12 protein-coding genes are annotated in these 16,504 nt (G+C 66.5%); 6 read left to right on the top strand and 6 right to left on the bottom strand.

The features are described from left to right. Window positions 1–332 precede the first annotated feature (332 nt). Window positions 333–1,307 (top strand): choline ABC transporter substrate-binding protein, encoded by a 975-nt coding sequence (locus FZ983_RS23350; protein WP_149225873.1) that lies wholly within the window; start codon window positions 333–335, stop codon window positions 1,305–1,307. Between the two features lie 119 nt (window positions 1,308–1,426). Beyond that, complete coding sequence (locus tag FZ983_RS23355; RefSeq protein WP_149225874.1) at window positions 1,427–3,094, top strand: molybdopterin-binding/glycosyltransferase family 2 protein; 1,668 nt, start codon at window positions 1,427–1,429, stop codon at window positions 3,092–3,094. Here FZ983_RS23355 and FZ983_RS23360 read toward each other — a convergent pair. Then, window positions 3,051–3,749 carry a type 1 glutamine amidotransferase gene (locus FZ983_RS23360; RefSeq protein ID WP_149225875.1) on the bottom strand — a complete coding sequence of 233 codons (699 nt, stop codon included), beginning with the start codon at window positions 3,747–3,749 and terminating at the stop codon, window positions 3,051–3,053. The two genes, FZ983_RS23355 and FZ983_RS23360, sit on opposite strands and share 44 nt — an antisense overlap. A gap of 179 nt (window positions 3,750–3,928) precedes the next feature. Between FZ983_RS23360 and FZ983_RS23365 the strand changes: the two genes are divergently transcribed. The 4 genes from FZ983_RS23365 (at window position 3,929) to FZ983_RS23380 (ending at window position 8,401) form a co-directional block, all read left to right on the top strand. Then, entirely contained in the window at window positions 3,929–5,443 is a 1,515-nt protein-coding gene (locus tag FZ983_RS23365; protein ID WP_149225876.1) for a bifunctional UDP-sugar hydrolase/5'-nucleotidase, read from the top strand. 109 nt (window positions 5,444–5,552) lie between these two features. Beyond that, window positions 5,553–6,608: a hypothetical protein gene (locus FZ983_RS23370; protein WP_149225877.1), complete on the top strand. Its 1,056-nt coding sequence runs from the start codon at window positions 5,553–5,555 to the stop codon at window positions 6,606–6,608. Window positions 6,609–6,613: 5 nt separating this feature from the next. Further along, entirely contained in the window at window positions 6,614–7,612 is a 999-nt protein-coding gene (locus FZ983_RS23375) for a hypothetical protein (RefSeq protein WP_149225878.1), read from the top strand. 66 nt (window positions 7,613–7,678) lie between these two features. After that, on the top strand, window positions 7,679–8,401 hold the full coding sequence (locus tag FZ983_RS23380; RefSeq protein ID WP_149225879.1) for a sulfur transferase domain-containing protein: 723 nt from the start codon (window positions 7,679–7,681) through the stop codon (window positions 8,399–8,401). Window positions 8,402–8,416: 15 nt separating this feature from the next. Here the strand turns inward: FZ983_RS23380 and FZ983_RS23385 are convergent, their stop codons facing one another. The 5 genes from FZ983_RS23385 to FZ983_RS23410 all read right to left on the bottom strand — a co-directional run bounded on the left by FZ983_RS23385 (window position 8,417) and on the right by FZ983_RS23410 (window position 16,434). Further along, window positions 8,417–9,073, bottom strand: coding sequence for a YitT family protein (locus tag FZ983_RS23385; RefSeq protein WP_282187030.1), 657 nt, complete (start codon window positions 9,071–9,073; stop codon window positions 8,417–8,419). A 240-nt stretch (window positions 9,074–9,313) separates the two neighbouring features. After that, the gene (locus tag FZ983_RS23390) at window positions 9,314–10,294 is read right to left on the bottom strand and encodes a pyridoxal-phosphate dependent enzyme (RefSeq protein WP_149225881.1); all 981 of its coding nucleotides are present in this window, start codon (window positions 10,292–10,294) and stop codon (window positions 9,314–9,316) included. 381 nt (window positions 10,295–10,675) lie between these two features. After that, the gene (locus FZ983_RS23400) at window positions 10,676–12,088 is read right to left on the bottom strand and encodes a diguanylate cyclase (protein WP_149225883.1); all 1,413 of its coding nucleotides are present in this window, start codon (window positions 12,086–12,088) and stop codon (window positions 10,676–10,678) included. 47 nt (window positions 12,089–12,135) lie between these two features. Then, window positions 12,136–13,758 carry an ABC transporter substrate-binding protein gene (locus FZ983_RS23405; protein WP_149225884.1) on the bottom strand — a complete coding sequence of 541 codons (1,623 nt, stop codon included), beginning with the start codon at window positions 13,756–13,758 and terminating at the stop codon, window positions 12,136–12,138. Beyond that, window positions 13,759–16,434: a HAMP domain-containing sensor histidine kinase gene (locus tag FZ983_RS23410; RefSeq protein WP_247883940.1), complete on the bottom strand. Its 2,676-nt coding sequence runs from the start codon at window positions 16,432–16,434 to the stop codon at window positions 13,759–13,761. Window positions 16,435–16,504 lie beyond the last annotated feature (70 nt).

A 16,504-nucleotide genomic window follows, 5' to 3' on the forward strand; every position in this document is an offset into this window, starting at 1 on the left:
TCCATCTCCGCCACGGCCGGCCACAACCGGAACCTTGGCTTGCGTCGCAACAAATGCGCCATTTTCGCCGCTTCGTCGATGACGAAAACGGCAGATCAGAGCAATGGATTTGGCCGTCGGGCGAAGAATGAAAGCCCCTCTCCCCTTGCGGGAGAGGGGTTTGGGGTGAGGGGTGCGGTCCAGCTTGAAGAGCTGGGGAGCAAGTTTCCTGCCGGCCTTCGCCGGAGCCACCCTCACCCCAACCCCTCTCCCATCGAGGGAGAGGGGCTTTGATCCGCAGCCCGAAAAGCAGACCGGACGAACCGGAACCACAAGAAAGAGGAGTTGAGGACATGAGCGGATGGATGGCTGCGGCCAAGGGGATCGCGGGCGTCGGTGTCGCGGCGGTGGTGGCGCTGGGTGCCGGCGGGGCGCTGGCCGCCGACCCGGCATCCTGCAAGGCGGTCCGCTTCGGCGACGTGGGCTGGACCGACATCGCGGCGACGACCGCGCTCGCCTCCGTCACGCTGGACGCGCTGGGTTACAAGCCGACCACCACCATGTCGTCGGTGCCGCTGGTCTATACCGGGCTGAAGACCAAGTCGCTCGACGTCTTCCTCGGCAACTGGATGCCGACGATGGAGCCCTTCCTGAAGCCGGTGCTGGAAGACGGCTCCGTCGAGGTGACGCGCGTCAACCTGGAAGGCGCCAAATACACGCTGGCTGTCCCGAAATACGCCGCCGAGGCCGGGCTGAAGACCTTCGCCGACATCGCGAAGTTCAAGGACAAGCTGGGCGGCAAGATTTACGGCATCGAGGCCGGCAACGACGGCAACCTGATCATCGACAAGATGCTGAAGGCCGACGCCTTCGGCCTGAAGGACTTCAAACTGGTGGAATCCAGCGAGGCCGGCATGCTGGCCGAGGTGAAGCGGGCCGCCCGCAACAAGGGCTGGGTCGTGTTCCTGGGCTGGGAGCCGCATCCCATGAACAAGAGCTTCGAACTGGCCTATCTGGAGGGCGGTGACGACTGGTTCGGCCCCAACCTGGGCGGCGCCACCGTCGCCACCAATGTTCGCAAGGGCTACGCCGCCGAATGCCCGAATGTCGGCAAGCTGCTGTCCAACCTGTCCTTCACCCTGGACATGGAGAACGCGGTGATGGACGACATCATGAACGGCAACAAGAAGCCGGACGCCGCCGCCAAGGCCTGGCTGAAGAAGAACCCCGACGTGCTGAAGGGCTGGCTGGACGGCGTCACCACCATCGACGGCAAGGACGGTCTGGCGGCCGTGCAGGCCAAGTTGGGCGTGGCCGTGAAGTCGTGACCTGACGGGGGGCTCCGGACGGGAGTCGCGCCGGCCCCAGGCGGCAACCCGGCCATTGCCTGCTGATGGCCGGGTCGCCATATCGGATGGCGTTCCTTCGTGCCCGCCCCGGAGCCCCCATGTTTTTCGGCCCGCTTCCCCTGTCCGACGCAGAGGGCGCCATCCTCGCCCATTCGCTCCGCTTGGGGGCGCTGGTTTTCAAGAAGGGCCGGCGGCTCTCGGCCGGGGATGTGGCTGCCCTGCGCGACGCGGGCGTCGGTGAGGTGATCGCCGCCAAGCTGTCGGATGCTGACATCGGTGAGGACGCCGCCGCCACCCGCATCGCCGCCGCGGTGGCGGGCGGCGCCGTGCAGGTCGCCGCCGCCTTCACCGGCCGCGTCAACCTGTTCGCCGAGGCGCGCGGCCTGCTCCGCCTCGACCCGGCGTGCCTCGATGCGATCAATGCGATCAACGAGAGCGTCACCATCGCCACCCTGCCGGATTTCGCCCCGGTCGAACCAGGCCAGATGCTGGCGACCGTCAAGATCATCCCCTTCGCCGCCCCCGCCGCCGCGGTGGAACAGGCCGAGCGTCTGGCCGCCGCCGGAGCGCCGCCGCTGGCCGTTCTCCCCTATCGCCCGCTGTCGGTGGCGCTGATCCAAACCCGGCTGCCGGGGGTGAAGGACAGCGTCCTCGACAAGACGGTGGCGGTGACGCGGGAACGGGTGGAGGCTCTCGGCGGCACGCTGATCCATGAAGCGCGCTGCGCCCATGACGAGGGCGCGCTGGCCGACCTGATCGCCGCGATGCCGTCCGCTGACCTGTTGCTGATCGCCGGTGCCTCCGCCATCACCGACCGGCGCGACGTGCTGCCCGCGGCCATCGAGCGGGCGGGGGGCGTGGTGGAGCATTTCGGCATGCCGGTGGACCCCGGCAACCTGCTGCTGCTGGCCCGGCGCGGCGACAAGCCGGTGCTGGGCCTGCCGGGCTGCGCGCGCTCGCCCAAGCTGAACGGTTTCGATTGGGTGCTGCAGCGCATCGCTGCGGGCGTGCCGCCGGGCAGGGCGGAGGTGATGCGGATGGGTGTCGGCGGGCTGCTGGCGGAGATTCCGACGCGCCCTCTGCCGCGGGCCAGCGTGGCCACGGAGACGCCGCGGGCGCCGCGCGTCACCGCGCTTGTGCTGGCGGCCGGACGCTCCAGCCGGATGGGGCCGACCAACAAGCTGCTGGCGGAGGTGAACGGCGCGCCGCTGGTCGCCCGCGCGGTCGATGCGGCCCTGGCCTCCCAAGCCGCCAACGTCATCGTCGTCACCGGCCACCAGGGGGAAAGCGTGGCGCAGGCGCTGGCCGACCGTCCGGTGACCTTCGTCCACAACCCCGCCTTTGCCGAGGGGCTGAGCAGTTCGTTGCGCGCCGGGCTGGCGGCGGTTCCCAGCGAATCGGATGCGGTGGTGGTCTGCCTGGGCGACATGCCGCGGGTGGCGTCCGCCGTGATCGACCGGCTGATCGCTGCCTACAGTCCGTTGGAAGGCCGCGCCATCTGCGTGCCGACGACCCATGGCAAGCAGGGCAACCCCGTTCTGTGGGACCGCGCCTTCTTCACCGAAATGGCGGCGCTGACCGGCGATGCCGGGGCGAAGCGCCTGATCGGCCAGCATGCCGACCGGCTGTGCGAGGTGCCGGTGGAGGATGCCGGCATTCTCTACGACGTCGACACCCCCGACCTGCTGGCCCGCTTCACCGAGACTGCCGGCAGCGGTGTAATCAGCGCGCCAGATCCAGCCAACGCCGGGTCATCGCGCGGGTGAACTGCTCCGCCACCGGCAGGTGGGTGGCGATTGCGTCCTCCAACCCATGCAGCATTCCGGCATTGCTCTCCCGCGCCTCGTCCCGGATGCGGGAGGCCCAGCCGCGCAGAATCTCGGCGGTCGCTTCCGGATGGAACTGAAAGGCATAGGTGGCGCGACCGAGCCGGAAGGCTTGCCGGTCACAGGCCTCGCTGAAGGCCAGCGGCACAGCGCCCTCGGGAAACTCGAAGGTGTCGTAATGCCATTGGGCGAGGTTCAGCTCCGGACCGAAGCCGCTCAGCAGCGGATCGTCCTGCGCGCCGTCGGTCAAGCTGACGCGGTGGATGCCCAGTTCCGGCGTGGTATGGCGGTAGACCTTGGCGCCATAGGCGCGGGCGGCGAGCTGCGCGCCCAGGCAGATGCCCATCACCGGCCGGTCGGCGTCGGTGAACTCGCGGATCACGTCCATCACCCTGCCGAAATGCGGGCCCTTCTCGTCGTCCCAGGCGTCCTGCGGACCGCCCAGCACCACGAGGCCGGCATAGCCGTCCTTCTCGGGAATCGCCTCCCCCTCGTTGGCGGCGATGGTGTGGAGGGTGGCGCCGTTGTCGGTCAGCGCGTCGCCCACCAGACCGATGGGAGCGGTGCGGCTGTTCTGAACGACCAGGATGCGCATGGGTCTGCTCGGCTCGCGTCGTTGGCACGGGTGTCATCAAGTTGTGAGACCGTCGCGGGCGGAGTTCAAGCCGCAGGCGCTCCGGATCGCATGGCTTGGACCGCAAAGCCGCTATGCGCGGCGCCGGGCGGCTGGTCTAGAGTGCGCCGAGCAACGTCTTCTTGCCGGAGGTCTGCCCCATGCCATTCCGCCCCCGCATTCTCGCCGCTCCGCTGATCGCCGCCATCCTCGGCATGTCCATGCCGGCCTGGGCGCAGAACGGCTCGTTGACCTTCCTGCACATCAACGACGTGTACGAGATCGAACCGGTGAAGGGGCAGGGCGGGTTCGGGCCGCTGATGACCCTATTGAAGCGCGAACGCGCCTCGGCTCCCGATGCCTTCACCACCGTGGGCGGGGATTTCCTGTCGCCGTCGCTGCTGTCGGGGACGACGCAAGGCGAACAGATGATCACGCTGTTCAATGCCATCGGCGTCGATGCGGTGACCTTCGGAAACCATGAATTCGACTTCGGCGTCGACGCGCTGAAGCGGCGGATGGCCGAATCGAAGTTCCCTTGGATCGGCACCAATGTGCGTTCCACCGACGGCTCCGCCTTCGCGACCACGGTGCCGAGTTGGACCAGGACCGTCGACGGTATCACCGTCGGCTTCATCGGCCTGATCACCCCCGACACCGCCCGCCTGTCGAGCGCCGGCCCCGGCCTCAGCTTCCCGCCGGTTCTGGAGACCGCCGCGGCGGCAGTGACGGAGTTGCGCGCCAAGGGGGCGGCTGTCGTGGTCGCGCTGACCCACCTGACCATCGAGGAGGACCGGCAGCTGGCCGCCAAGGTCAAGGGCATCGACCTGATCCTGGGCGGCCATGACCATGACCCGATCAGCTTCTATGAGGGCTCCACCCTGATCCTGAAGGCCGGACAGGACGCCCGGTATCTCGGCGTCGTCAAGCTGGCGGTGGAAACCAAGGACGCCGGCAAGGGGCCGGCGACCACCACCCTGCCCACCGAATGGCGGTTCGTCACCACCGCCGGCGTCGCCCCGGACCCGGAGGTGGAGGCGGTGGTCGAGGGCTACACCAGGCGGCTGGACAGCGACCTTGCCGCAGTGATCGGCACCACCGCGACCGAGCTGGACAGCCGAAAGGACGTGGTGCGCAGCCGCGAGTCCAGCATGGGCAACCTGATCGCCGACGCCCTGCGCGAGACGTTGAAGGCCGATGTCGCGATCACCAACGGCGGCGGCATCCGCGCCGATGCGCTGCACCCCGCCGGTTATCGCCTGACCCGCCGCGACATCTTCGCCGAATTGCCATTCGGCAATGTCGGGGTGCTGGTCGAGATGTCCGGGCAGGACCTGATCTCCACCCTGGAGCACGGCGTCGGCAAGGTGGAGGAGAAGGCCGGCCGCTTCCCGCAGGTGTCGGGCCTTACCATGACCTATGACCCCAAGGCCCCGGCCGGCCGCCGGGTCACGTCCGTAACCGTGGGCGGCAAGCCGATCGACCCGCAGGCGACCTATCGCGTCGCGACCAACGATTACATGCTGAAGGGCGGTGACGGCTATGCCGCCTTTCCACGGTCCAAAGTGATCGTCGATGCATCGGGGGCGGTGTTGCTGGCGACCATCGTGATGAACCATGTGGAATCCAAGAAAACGGTCACGTCCGCGGTGGAAGGGCGGATCGTGGCAAAATAACGCAGCAGCCGGGACATTATCGGGCCGCGACACGACACTCCGTTGCGCGGGTGCGGCATTTCCCTTTAGGGTAGCCCGTCCGCCCTATTTCCGCGCCGGAAGCCGCCGCATGTCCGATACCCTGCCCAGCCGTTCCAACGATTTCGCCCAGACCTTCAACACCGCCCATGGCGAGGCCGGTTTGGGGCGGGTGTCGATCGCCCATATCCTGCAGCGCATCCAGGCGGACCCGAACTTCCTGTTCAGCGAGGAGTTCCGGCAGGGCGGCGGCCAGTGCCCGTTCCATGCCGGCAAGGCCGAGGGCGCGCCAAAGGACGTTGCAGAGGGCTCGGCGCCGATCCCGCAGGACGATGCCGACAAGGTGGCGGTCAACAGCCTGCTGGCCCTGCTGTTCAACCGGCTGCGCGACCACATCGCGGAAACGCTGCCCTTCGATGCGGAAGGGCGGCCGATGCTGCCGATTCCGCCGCGCTCGCCGCACGGGCTGGACCCGGCCGACCGCGCTGCCATGGCTGCGGCGGCGCCGGACGTCTTCTGCTCCGTCCTGCGTGACGCGACCTGCCACCTGCTGGACGGGCTGATCACCGGCTGGGCGGTCGGTCTGGTGCAGGAGGAGGAGTATTTCCGCTCCCAGGGGTCCGGTGCCATCTCGCTGGAGGCGGCGGCGACCTTCGTCCTGCGCAGCGTGCTGGAGCATTCGCCGCTCTACCAGCGCGCCGGCTACGACATGCTGTCGATCACCAAGACTGGAAGCCATACCGCCATCCACATCTGCTGGGCGCTGGTGGAGGCGGCTCCGCTGCTGGTGCCCGGCCGCGACGCCGCCTTCTACGACGACCTCGTCCGCCGCAGCCTGAAGCAGATCGTACCGCTGTCGATGGCCAGCCTCGGCATGCTGGTCCATTACATGGAGGAAAGCGGGATCGAGCCGGCCGACGGGCTGGCGGTGCACCGGCTGCCCAAGGACCAGACCGCCTTCGTGCTGGATGGCAACGGGCTGATCCGGCTGAACGCCGATCCCATCGTCACCTTCGCCAAGCCGGGCGAACGCTACTACACCGGCTGTCCGGCTTTCTACACCACGAACCTGATCAAGCTGTATCTGGACATCGTGGCCGGGCTGGCCCTGGAATATTCCGTCTACGACCGCCTGCAGGAGGGCTGAGCCCGATGGCCCGGACCAACGACTTCGCGCTCATCTACGCCTCCGCGCATGAGGAGGCCGGAATGACCCGGATCAATCTCGCGCCGATCCTGCACCGCATCGCCGAGGAGCCGAGCTATCTCCTGAGCGAGGAACTGCTGAATCTGGCCGGCCACTGCCCGGCTCATGCCGACACCCGCAAGGAGGATTTCGAGAAGGTCGCGATCAACACCCTGCTGGGCTTCCTATACGTCGATCTGCGGGAGCACATCATCGCCCGCATGCCGCTGGACGACGCCGGCCATCTGGTGCTGTCGACCCCGCCGGACTCGCCGCACGGTCTGGATTTCGCCGATCCCGCCGGCATCGACGCCGCCGATCCCGACCGCGTGGTCGGCTTCCTGCGCGATTCCGTCTGCCATCTGCTGGACGCCATCATCAAGGATTGGGCGATCAAGGTGATGGTGGAGGAGGACCGCTGCCGGACCGAGGGAACCATCACCGACATGGCCGCCGCCGGCTATGTGCTGGGGCGCGAATTGCAGAAGTCGGTCCTGCATGGGCCGTCGGGCTACGACATGCTGTCGATCACCAAGACCGGCAGCCACACCGCCCTGCATGTCTGCTGGAATCTGGTGGAAGCAGCCCCGCTGCTGCGTCCGGGGTTGGAAGCCGCCGCCTATGACGACATCGCCCGCCGCAGCCTGAAGCAGGTGCTGCCGCTCGCCATGGGCAGCCTGGGCATGCTGTGCCAGTTCATGGCGGCGGGAAAGATCGAGGCCGACGACCATCAGGCCATCCACCCGCTGCGCCCCGACCAATCGGCCTTCCTCTATGACCCGGACAAGGACCTGATCGTCCTGAACACCGACCTAATCGAGCCGACCGCAATGGCAGGGGAGCGCCATTACACCGGCTGCCCGGCCTTCTACGCCAACGGCCTGATCAACCTGTACATGGAAATCGTGCTGACGCTTGCGGCGCAATACGGCATGTATGTGCGGCTTCAGGGGAAGTCGGCGTGACACGGGTTCTTGACGGAACGGCGACCATGCCTATGTTGGCGTTCCGTCAGAGTCGAAAGGTCTAAGTTGGCGAAGAAAAGCTATCTGCGTGCGGTTACCACCACCGCGCTGGCCGACGCGATCAAGCGCAGCCGCAGCCGCATGGCGACGCCGTGGCAGCGTGCGCTCGGCCATCTGGAAAGCGTGTTCATCGACCACGCCTGCTTCCGGCTGATCTATTCGAACACCTACCGCATCTCGCCCAACATGTACCGGGCGAGCCAGCCTTCGCCCTCGCACATTGCCGCGGCGGCGCGCAACGGGATCAAATCGATCCTGAACCTGCGCGGCTCGCGCGACTGCGCCTCCTACATCCTGGAGGCGGAGGCCTGCCGCGCCCATGGTTTGGAACTGGTCGATTTCCCGGTGAACTCCCGCGACATGCCCAAGAAGGAAACCCTTCTGAAAGCGCGCGAGCTGTTCAAGACCATGACCTATCCGGCGCTGATGCACTGCAAGTCGGGAGCCGACCGCGCCGGCTTCATGGCGACGCTGTACCTGTTCGCCCATGAAGGCCAGCCGCTCGAACAGGCAATGAAGCAGTTGTCCTGGCGCTACGGCCACTTCAAGCAGGCGAAGACCGGCATCCTCGACTACTTCTTCGAACTGTACGCCGCCTACAATCAGAAGCGCCCGATCGAATTCTGGGATTGGGTCGAGCGCGTCTACGACCCGGTCGAAGCCAAGGCGAGCTTCCGCTCGCGCGAATGGGCCGATGCAGTGGTCGACCGGGTGCTGGGCCGCGAATAGTGCGGCCCGCTCCGTTCAGCGGGCGACATACCAGTCGGCGCGGTGGTTGAAGGCGACAAACGCGTTCAACACCGCCGCCCCCAGGATCGAGGCAAGCAGCGCCGGCCACTCCAGCACGAAGGCGGCGGCGGAGAAGACCGCCAGATCGAACAGCGACTGCAGCCAGCCGGCGCGGAAGCCGGTCTTCTCCTGCAGGTAGAAGGCGAGGATGCCGACCCCGCCGCCGCTGGCGCCATGGCGGAACAGCCCGATCACCCCGATCCCGACGCAGAATCCCGCAAGCACCGCGGCGACATAGGGGTTGATGGCGCTGAAGCTCATCATCGACGGCAGTAGGCTGGACAGCAGGGAAATGCCAGTCACGGCGACCAGCGACTTGACCGTGAAGCCGACGCCGATACGGGCCAGCGCAAGGAAGTAGAAGGGCAGGTTGACGAGGAAGAACAGAATTCCAAAGTCGATGCCCGTCGCATAGGAAATCACGAAGCTCAACCCTGCCGCTTGCCCGGTGACCAGCCCGGCGGCATGGAGAATGGCAATGCCGAACGACGTCATGACAACGCCGAACAGTTGTCCCTGCAAATTGTCAAAGACACTGTGCGCCGCCTTCGGCCGGTCGTAAATGACCGATGCAGGGGATGACGAAATAGTCGGGGCGGAATTGTTCGTCATGCCAATCACCCTTCGGCGTCGCCTGTGTGTTTACACGCGACAACCAATATAGGTCATTTCTACTGACCTATCCATACTTCCCTTCGGTGACGGGGGAGCTATGCGATTTGCGGGGGACGGGTGCGGAAGCGGTCCTTTGGTGCCGGCTTGTTTGCCTCCGCCCTAACCCTCCGCCGCTAACGCGGGAGAGGGATGGGAGTGGGTAACAGACGGTAGCGACTGGTGATGAACGCACGGAAATCACGCCGCCAATGTCCGGGCCAGCGTGTCGCCGTCCACGTTCCGGCCACTCAGCACCGCCACCGTCCGTCCGGTCCGTCCCAGCCGGCCGCCCAGCACCGCGGCGACGCCGGCGGCACCCGCCCCCTCGGCCACCACGCCGAAGGAGCCGTGCAGGGCGCGCATCGCGGCGGCGATCTCCGCCTCCTCCACCTCGACCACACGGTCGACCAGCGTGTCGACGATGGCCTGGGGCAGCTTGCCCAGCGCGTGGACGTTGATGCCGTCGGCCAGTGTCGGGCCGCCGCGCTGGGCCAGCCTCACGCCGATCACCCGCACGCGGGGGCGCTGCGCCTTCACAGCGGCGGCGACGCCGGCCAGCAGCCCGCCGCCGCCGACAGGAACCACCACAGTGTCGACATCCGGGCGGTCGGCGAGGATCTCCAGCCCGACGGTGCCCTGGCCGGCGATCACGTCGGGATCGTCATAGGGGTGGAGGAAGGTCAGCCGCCGGTCAGCCGCCAGTTCCAGCGCCTTGCCCTTGGCCTCGCCCACCGTGGCGCCGTGCAGCACCACCTCGGCCCCGAGGGCGGCGGTCCGCTCCACTTTGCAGCGGGGTGCCGTCTCCGGCATCACGATGGTGGCCTTCACCCCCAGCCGCGCCGCATGCAGAGCCACGCCCTGCGCGTGGTTGCCGGCCGACATCGCCACGACCCCGCGAGCCCGCTCCGGCGCCGTCAGCCGCAGCAGGCGGTTCAGCGCGCCGCGCTCCTTGAAGGCGCCGGTGGCCTGGAAGACCTCCGCCTTCAGCCAAAGGTCGCGACCCAGGGCCGACGCATGGAGCAGGGGCGTGCGGACGATCTGGCCGGACAGCCGCCGGGCAGCGTCGGTGATCGCCGAAAGCGGCAGCCAGGCCGGCAGACGCTCCTCATCGAACACGGGGGAATGGACAGGCGTGCAGACGGACAGAGTGCGCGCGGCATCGGCATGCGCGGTGAGCATCGCGAAATTCCTCGACGAACGAATTTTGGGTAGGACGGGCTTGACCCGGACCGCCTCAGCGGACCGGGTGAATAATTCGCGCCGAGCCACACATTCGCTCGCCGAGACGGACACCGGACTGCGGCGCCGCGACAGCGGTCAGACGGTTGGACTTGTCATGAACCGGATTGAGGGTTCCGGGAACCACAGGGTGCAGCGACACGCCACACTCTCCACACGACCAGTGAACACGAAGACGGCAACTCTCCGACGCTCTCAGAGCGCCGGGCCGGTAATTCGCATTCGCATGGTGGCGGTGGTGTTCATAGGATCTGAATACCCGCTGCCGCGGCATCGGTCAAGCCGTGATCGAGCAAAATGTCGCAGGCCGCTCACCTGTCGTCAGTTCACCTCGACCCGGTTCCGCCCGAGCGCCTTGGCACGGTACAGCGCCTGATCGGCGCGGCCCAGCACGCTTTCCACCGTATCGACGAGCGGACGGACTTCCGTCAGGCCGAAACTGCCGGTCAATTGGAACCCTCGGCCGTCCGGCAACGGGATCGCCAGCGCCGCCAGACCACTGCGCAGCCGTTCCGCGATTGCCGCACCATCGTTCCGACCGGTATCCGCCAGCAGGATCGCGAACTCCTCGCCGCCGATACGGCCGATCTGGTCGGTCGCGCGCAGATGGCGGCGAATCTCCTCCACCACGTTGCGGATGGCGGCATCGCCGGCAGCATGGCCCAACGCGTCGTTGATGCGCTTGAAATGGTCGATGTCGAGCATGGCGAGGCAGGCCGCCCCGGCTCCGGGCGTGGAGTCGGCACCACCTTGCCCAGCCAGCAGCCGGCCCAGCAGGTCCAGGATATGGCGCCGGTTGTGGGCGCCGGACAGCGGATCGGTGGTGGCCAGACGGTGCAGTTCATGCTCCATCCGCCGTCTTTCGGTGATGTCGGTGGCGATGCCGATCAAGCCGGCGGCCGTGCCGTCCGCCCCGGTCAGCGGACGCTTCACCACCAGCAATTCGCGCGGGGCTCCATCCGGCCCGACCACGCTGGTCTCGAAAGAATAAGGCTCCGTGCCGATGCCCGTCCGCCCCTGCCTGTCGATGGTCCCTTCGATGCCGTCGTCCGCATCCGGGAAAAGTTCGCGGAAGGCCCGGTTGCAAAGGGTGCTGCGGCCGGCGGCGTCCCGGTACCAAACCGGGCTCGGCATCATCTCCACCAGATTTTCGATGAAGCGGCGCTGCTCGTCGGCCAGCGCGGTCTGCCGTTCCAGTTCCGCCGTGCGCTCGGCAACCCGGCGTTCCAGGGAGTGGTTCAGGGTCTCGATGGTGACGAGGTCGCGCCAGCCGCGCACCGCGCCGATGAGGCTGGTGAACAGCTTCTGCGCGGTCAACTCGGCTTTGCTCTTGTAGTCGTTGATGTCGTAGGCGACGATCACCTCGCGCTCCGGCGCCTGACCGGGTTGGCCGGTGCGCAGGATGATGCGGATGTGGCGGTTGCCCAGGTCACGGCGGATGTGATGGACCAGCCGCAGCCCGGCGTCTGGGGTCTCCATCACCACGTCCAGCAGAACCACCGGCAAATCCGTCCGCTCGGCCAGGATCGCCCGTGCCTCCGCCGCGGAAAAGGCGCTGACGATGGCAAAGCGGCGGCCTTCGAACTCGAAGTCGTTCAGCAGGACGCGGGTCATCGCGTGCACCTGCTCGTCGTCGTCGACCACCAGGATAGGCCAGGGGGCCACGCCGACGGACGGCTGTGCCGACGACGTCTCCGCCTGTTCGTCGCCGAACAGCAGGTCGTCGGGAGACATGGCCTCGTGCGAGGCTTGTCCAGGAGAGGTTTGCATATCCCTGTCGCTCACTGGGCTTCTATATCGACGCCTGAGAAATCCTGTTTGAATAAGTTATTCGTGTAATTCTTCACCTCTTTGCGGTGAACCACCGCAATGAAAGTGTTGGCTATCGGGAACCACGGCATTTCATGATTGAATATCTGTTGCGCTTTACGATAATACACCGCGCGCTTCTCGATACTGTTATCGGATTTTGCTTTGGTGATCTGTTCTTCGAAATCCGGATTGCACCACCTTGCGACATTGGTGCCGCCCGGATGCGCGCCGGTGCAACTCAGCAGGAAATACAGGAAGTTGTCGGGATCGCCGTTGTCGCCGGTCCAGCCATAGATCACCATGTCCTGCTCGCCCTGCGTCACGCGGCTGCGATAGTTGCCCCAATTCTCCGTCTTCAGCGTGACTTTGATCCCAACACGCTCCAGGTTCTCGCGGATCATTTCGGCGGCGCGCTTGCCGTTGGGCATGTAGGGGCGCGTGACCGGCGGATACCAGAGATCGAGGGTGAAGCCTTCCGGATATCCTGCTTCGATCAACAGGTCCCGCGCCGTCATGGGATCGAACGGGTGCTCCTCGATGCTGTCGTCGTAAGACCACATGCTGGGTGGGATCGGGTTCTTCGCCGGCCGACCTCCATTCTGGTAGACGGCATCGACCAACGTGCGCTTGTCGATCGCCAGAGTGATGGCGCGCCGCACCCGCACATCGTCGAGCGGCGGCTTGCCTGTGTTGAACGCCATATAGGCGACGTTCTTCCCGTCCTGCTGCTCGATGACCAGATTGGGGTCCTTTTCGATCTTTCCCAACTCCGCCGGGTTGGGGAAGATCATCACGTGGCACTCGCCGGACCGCAGCTTGTTCAGGCGTACGGCGATGTTCGGGGTGATCGAGTAGATCAGGTTGTCCAGCGGCTGGCGTCCCTGCCAATAGGCGTCGAACGCCTTGTAGCGGATGGCGAGATCGGGCTGGTATGACACAAGACGGAACGGTCCCGTGCCGATGGGGTCCTCGTCGAACAGGTCCGGTCGCTTCGCCTTCATCAGGATGTCGGCATATTCCGCCGACTGGATCGACAGAAACGGCATGGCGAGATCGGCGAGGAACGGTGCTTCCGGCCGGTTCAGCGTGATGCGAACCGTGTGGTCGTCCAGCTTCTCCACCGATTTCAACAGGGTCGGCAGACCCATGCCCCGGAAGTAATCGTAAGTTGCTGGACCGACAACGTGATAGGGATGATCGCTCTTCCATTGACGTTCGAACGTAAACAGCACGTCATCGGCGTTTAACGCCCGGCTGGGCGTAAAATGCTCGTTCGAATGAAACTGGACGTTCCGGCGCAAACGGAAATCGTAAACCAGACCATCATCGGAAACCGAATAGGACTCGGCAAGAGCCGGCGTGATGATCTGCGTGCCGCGGCCGAACTCCACCAGATTGTTGAACAGGGGGCTGGCCGCATTCACACTGGTGCCGGAGGTGGACACCTGGGCATTGAAGCTCTGCGGATTTCCCTCCGTGCAGTAGACAAGTGACTTGTCGGCCTGCGCAGCGCCGGACGTTCCCGCAAGCAAGACGATAATAGATGTCCCTTGCACAATCCTTTTCACAAACGTCATCGGCGGCAAAGGCATTTACTGCTCCTGCACGGATTGTGCTTCGATCGCAAGGGCCACGTTATCAGTAGCAAGTCGTCGTGGAAAGCGAATGGTGAAGCGAACGCCCTGGCCGGCACGGCTCTCCACCGCAACCCTTCCGCCCAGAGTGTTCGCTACAAGATTGTAAACAATGTGCAGCCCAAGCCCGGTGCTGCCGGTTCCGCGGCGGGTGGTGAAGAAAGGATCGAACACCCGTCCCAAATCGGCCGCCGGAATACCCTTGCCGTCATCAGTATAGACCAGCTCCACCAGTTCCGGGCTTGGCGTGCTGGCCGCAATCAGAAGGTGACCCGGCTTGCCGTCCTGATAGCCATGGATGATGGAGTTCATCACGAGATTGGTCAGGACCTGAGCCAGCGCGCCGGGATATCCATTGATCTCGATGTCCTCGGGGCAGTTGACACGCAGGCTGTGGCCCGCGCGGCGCCAGGACGGGCTGAGGCTGGTCGCCAGATCCTCCAGATAGGGTTTCAATGCGAAGCGCCGCCATTCGTCGCTGGTCTGGTCGGCGGCGACCTGCTTGAAGCTCTGCACCAGTTCGCCAGCCTGACGCAGGTTCAGCACCATCAGCCGTGCCAATTCCTCCGCCGTCTCCTGGAAATCGGCGAAGTCGCTACGGCGCAGCTTTCCCTCCCGGGCCAAGCGCCCGATCGATTCCAACCGGTCCTGCAGATGGGTGGACCCCATCAGGGCATTGCCGAGCGGCGTGTTGATCTCGTGCGCCACGCCGGCGACCAGAGCGCCGAGAGAGGCCATTTTCTCCGCCTGGATCAGATCGGCCTGGGTGCGGCGCAGGTCCTCCAAGGCGCGGTCGGCACGCTCCTTCGCCTCGCGGGCCGCCAGTTCGCGCAGCCCGATTTCGCGGATGAAGAAGGCCGCGGCGCGCGCCATCGCGCCGAACTCGTCCTGACGACGCGTGCCGTCGATCGGGCCGGCCAGCGGATCCTCGGCCAGCCGGGTCATCTGCCGCTGCAGCCGCAAGACCGGCCTGCTGATGGAGCGCGCGACCACGACCGCCGCACCACCGCCCAGCAGCAGGCCGATGGTCGCCCCGATGATCAGGATACGGCTCAGCAGGTCGCCGATGCGGGCCGCCTCGTCGCGGAAGGTCTCGTCCAACTGGCGGGCGGTCTCCACCAGGGCACCCGCGTCGCGGTCCATGGTGATCAGCAGCTGGTTCAGCCGGCGCAGGCCCTCCGCGGTCCGTCTGAGGCTGTCGCGCCAGCTGCGGATTGCCGACAGCACCTCGTCCTGCAGCAGTGGCGACATCGGAAGTCCATGCACCGTCTCCAGAAGCTCGCCGGCATCGTCGACGATGCGGTCGGCTTCCTCCGCGTCGCGCACCGCCACGGCATCGGCCGCCCGCCGGCCCAGGCGCAGGGCGACGATGGCGATATTCTGGGTTTCCTGCTCCGTATCGTTGGCCTGGATGGCATAGGCGATCAGCTGCACCACCTCTTCCTGGAGCGCGGTGTATCCGGTCGCTTTCACCATCAGGATTCGTGCGGTCAGCGCCTCGATGGCGGATGCCGCTCCAGCGCTGGCATGCTGCGAATCGGCGAGCCTCCGCTGCGCGGCGGTGGAGCGCGCCTGCACCTCATGCAACCCGTCCAATGCCGGGCGGACCGATGGCAGGAGGGTGGAGAGGAAGGTCACGTCCGGCTGTTGGTTCAAGGTGCCGGTCAGGACCAGTGCCCGCACCACCGGCAGGGTCCGGATGACCTGCTCCGCCAGCATCCGTTCCCCAAGGCCGGCACCCGACCTGCCGTCTTCGCCGAAGCCGGCAGCCGCCTGGAGCGCCGATTCGAACCGGTTCAGTGCCGCGTCGCGCTCCGCCCGCGTCTCGTGCAGCGCCTGCACGGCGGATTGCAGGTCGGCGACCGCCGCGGCATAGCGGCCGGCGGTTTCCGTCGCCGGATAGCGGTCGGCCAACGGATCGGTGCGGCGCAATGCCGCCTGGAGCCGGTCGGCAGTGGCCGTCAGCTTGTCGGTGGCGATGCGGAAATCCGCGGCGGTCAGCGGTCGCCCGGTTCCGAAGACCCCGGTTCCGAAGGCCAGTGCCGCGACATGCTGCGCCTCCGCACGTTGCAGGGCCAGCATCGCCTCGCGCAGTTCATGGGCTCCGTCGACCACGTCGCGGCTGTCGCGCAGGCGCTGGTCCGCTTCCGTAAGCGAGCCGAGCGAATCCACATTGGCGGCGTGCTGGCGCTTCCGGGCACGATCGGTCAGCGTCATCAGGCTGGCGGAATGCCGGCCCATATCGGCGACGGCCGCATCATTGGCGCCCGTCACTTCGATGAAGGCGCGCATCTGGCCGACGTAGCGCTCCAGCACCGCGGTGGCGCGCTCCACCTCATGCCGGTGGTCGGCAGCCGATCCCGATGAATCCAGCTGCCGCAACTCGGCGCCCGCCGAGGCCGACAATGCCTCGAACCGGGCGACACGGCCGGCGCGATCGGTGGGAGCGACCTGGAGATAATCGATCCGTGCCGCCGTCGCCGCCAGCACGTCGCGATAGACGGAGCCGGCAAGTACCGCCGCCTCGTAAACCCGTTCGCTGCGGTCCAGCAGAAGACCGCCGGTGACGGCGATCACCGCGGCCACCGCCACCGGGACGCCCCCCACAATCGCGATGCGCGAGCGAATCCTCATGCGCGCCCCGCCGCAGTCATCGGCGCGCAGGCTGTCCCGGCGGGCAGCCGGGGTAACGAAGAGGATGACC

Source organism: Azospirillum sp. B21 (genome assembly GCF_008364825.1).
In the GTDB taxonomy this organism is placed as follows: Bacteria; Pseudomonadota; Alphaproteobacteria; order Azospirillales; family Azospirillaceae; genus Azospirillum.

Coding starts and splice junctions, on each gene's coding strand:
- FZ983_RS23350 (WP_149225873.1), top strand. CDS start 333: ATGAGCGGATGGATGGCTGCGGCCAAGGGGATCGCGGGCGTCGGTGTC.
- FZ983_RS23355 (WP_149225874.1), top strand. CDS start 1,427: ATGTTTTTCGGCCCGCTTCCCCTGTCCGACGCAGAGGGCGCCATCCTC.
- FZ983_RS23360 (WP_149225875.1), bottom strand. CDS start 3,749: ATGCGCATCCTGGTCGTTCAGAACAGCCGCACCGCTCCCATCGGTCTG.
- FZ983_RS23365 (WP_149225876.1), top strand. CDS start 3,929: ATGCCATTCCGCCCCCGCATTCTCGCCGCTCCGCTGATCGCCGCCATC.
- FZ983_RS23370 (WP_149225877.1), top strand. CDS start 5,553: ATGTCCGATACCCTGCCCAGCCGTTCCAACGATTTCGCCCAGACCTTC.
- FZ983_RS23375 (WP_149225878.1), top strand. CDS start 6,614: ATGGCCCGGACCAACGACTTCGCGCTCATCTACGCCTCCGCGCATGAG.
- FZ983_RS23385 (WP_282187030.1), bottom strand. CDS start 9,073: ATGACGAACAATTCCGCCCCGACTATTTCGTCATCCCCTGCATCGGTC.
- FZ983_RS23390 (WP_149225881.1), bottom strand. CDS start 10,294: ATGCTCACCGCGCATGCCGATGCCGCGCGCACTCTGTCCGTCTGCACG.
- FZ983_RS23400 (WP_149225883.1), bottom strand. CDS start 12,088: ATGTCTCCCGACGACCTGCTGTTCGGCGACGAACAGGCGGAGACGTCG.
- FZ983_RS23405 (WP_149225884.1), bottom strand. CDS start 13,758: ATGCCTTTGCCGCCGATGACGTTTGTGAAAAGGATTGTGCAAGGGACA.
- FZ983_RS23410 (WP_247883940.1), bottom strand. CDS start 16,434: ATGAGGATTCGCTCGCGCATCGCGATTGTGGGGGGCGTCCCGGTGGCG.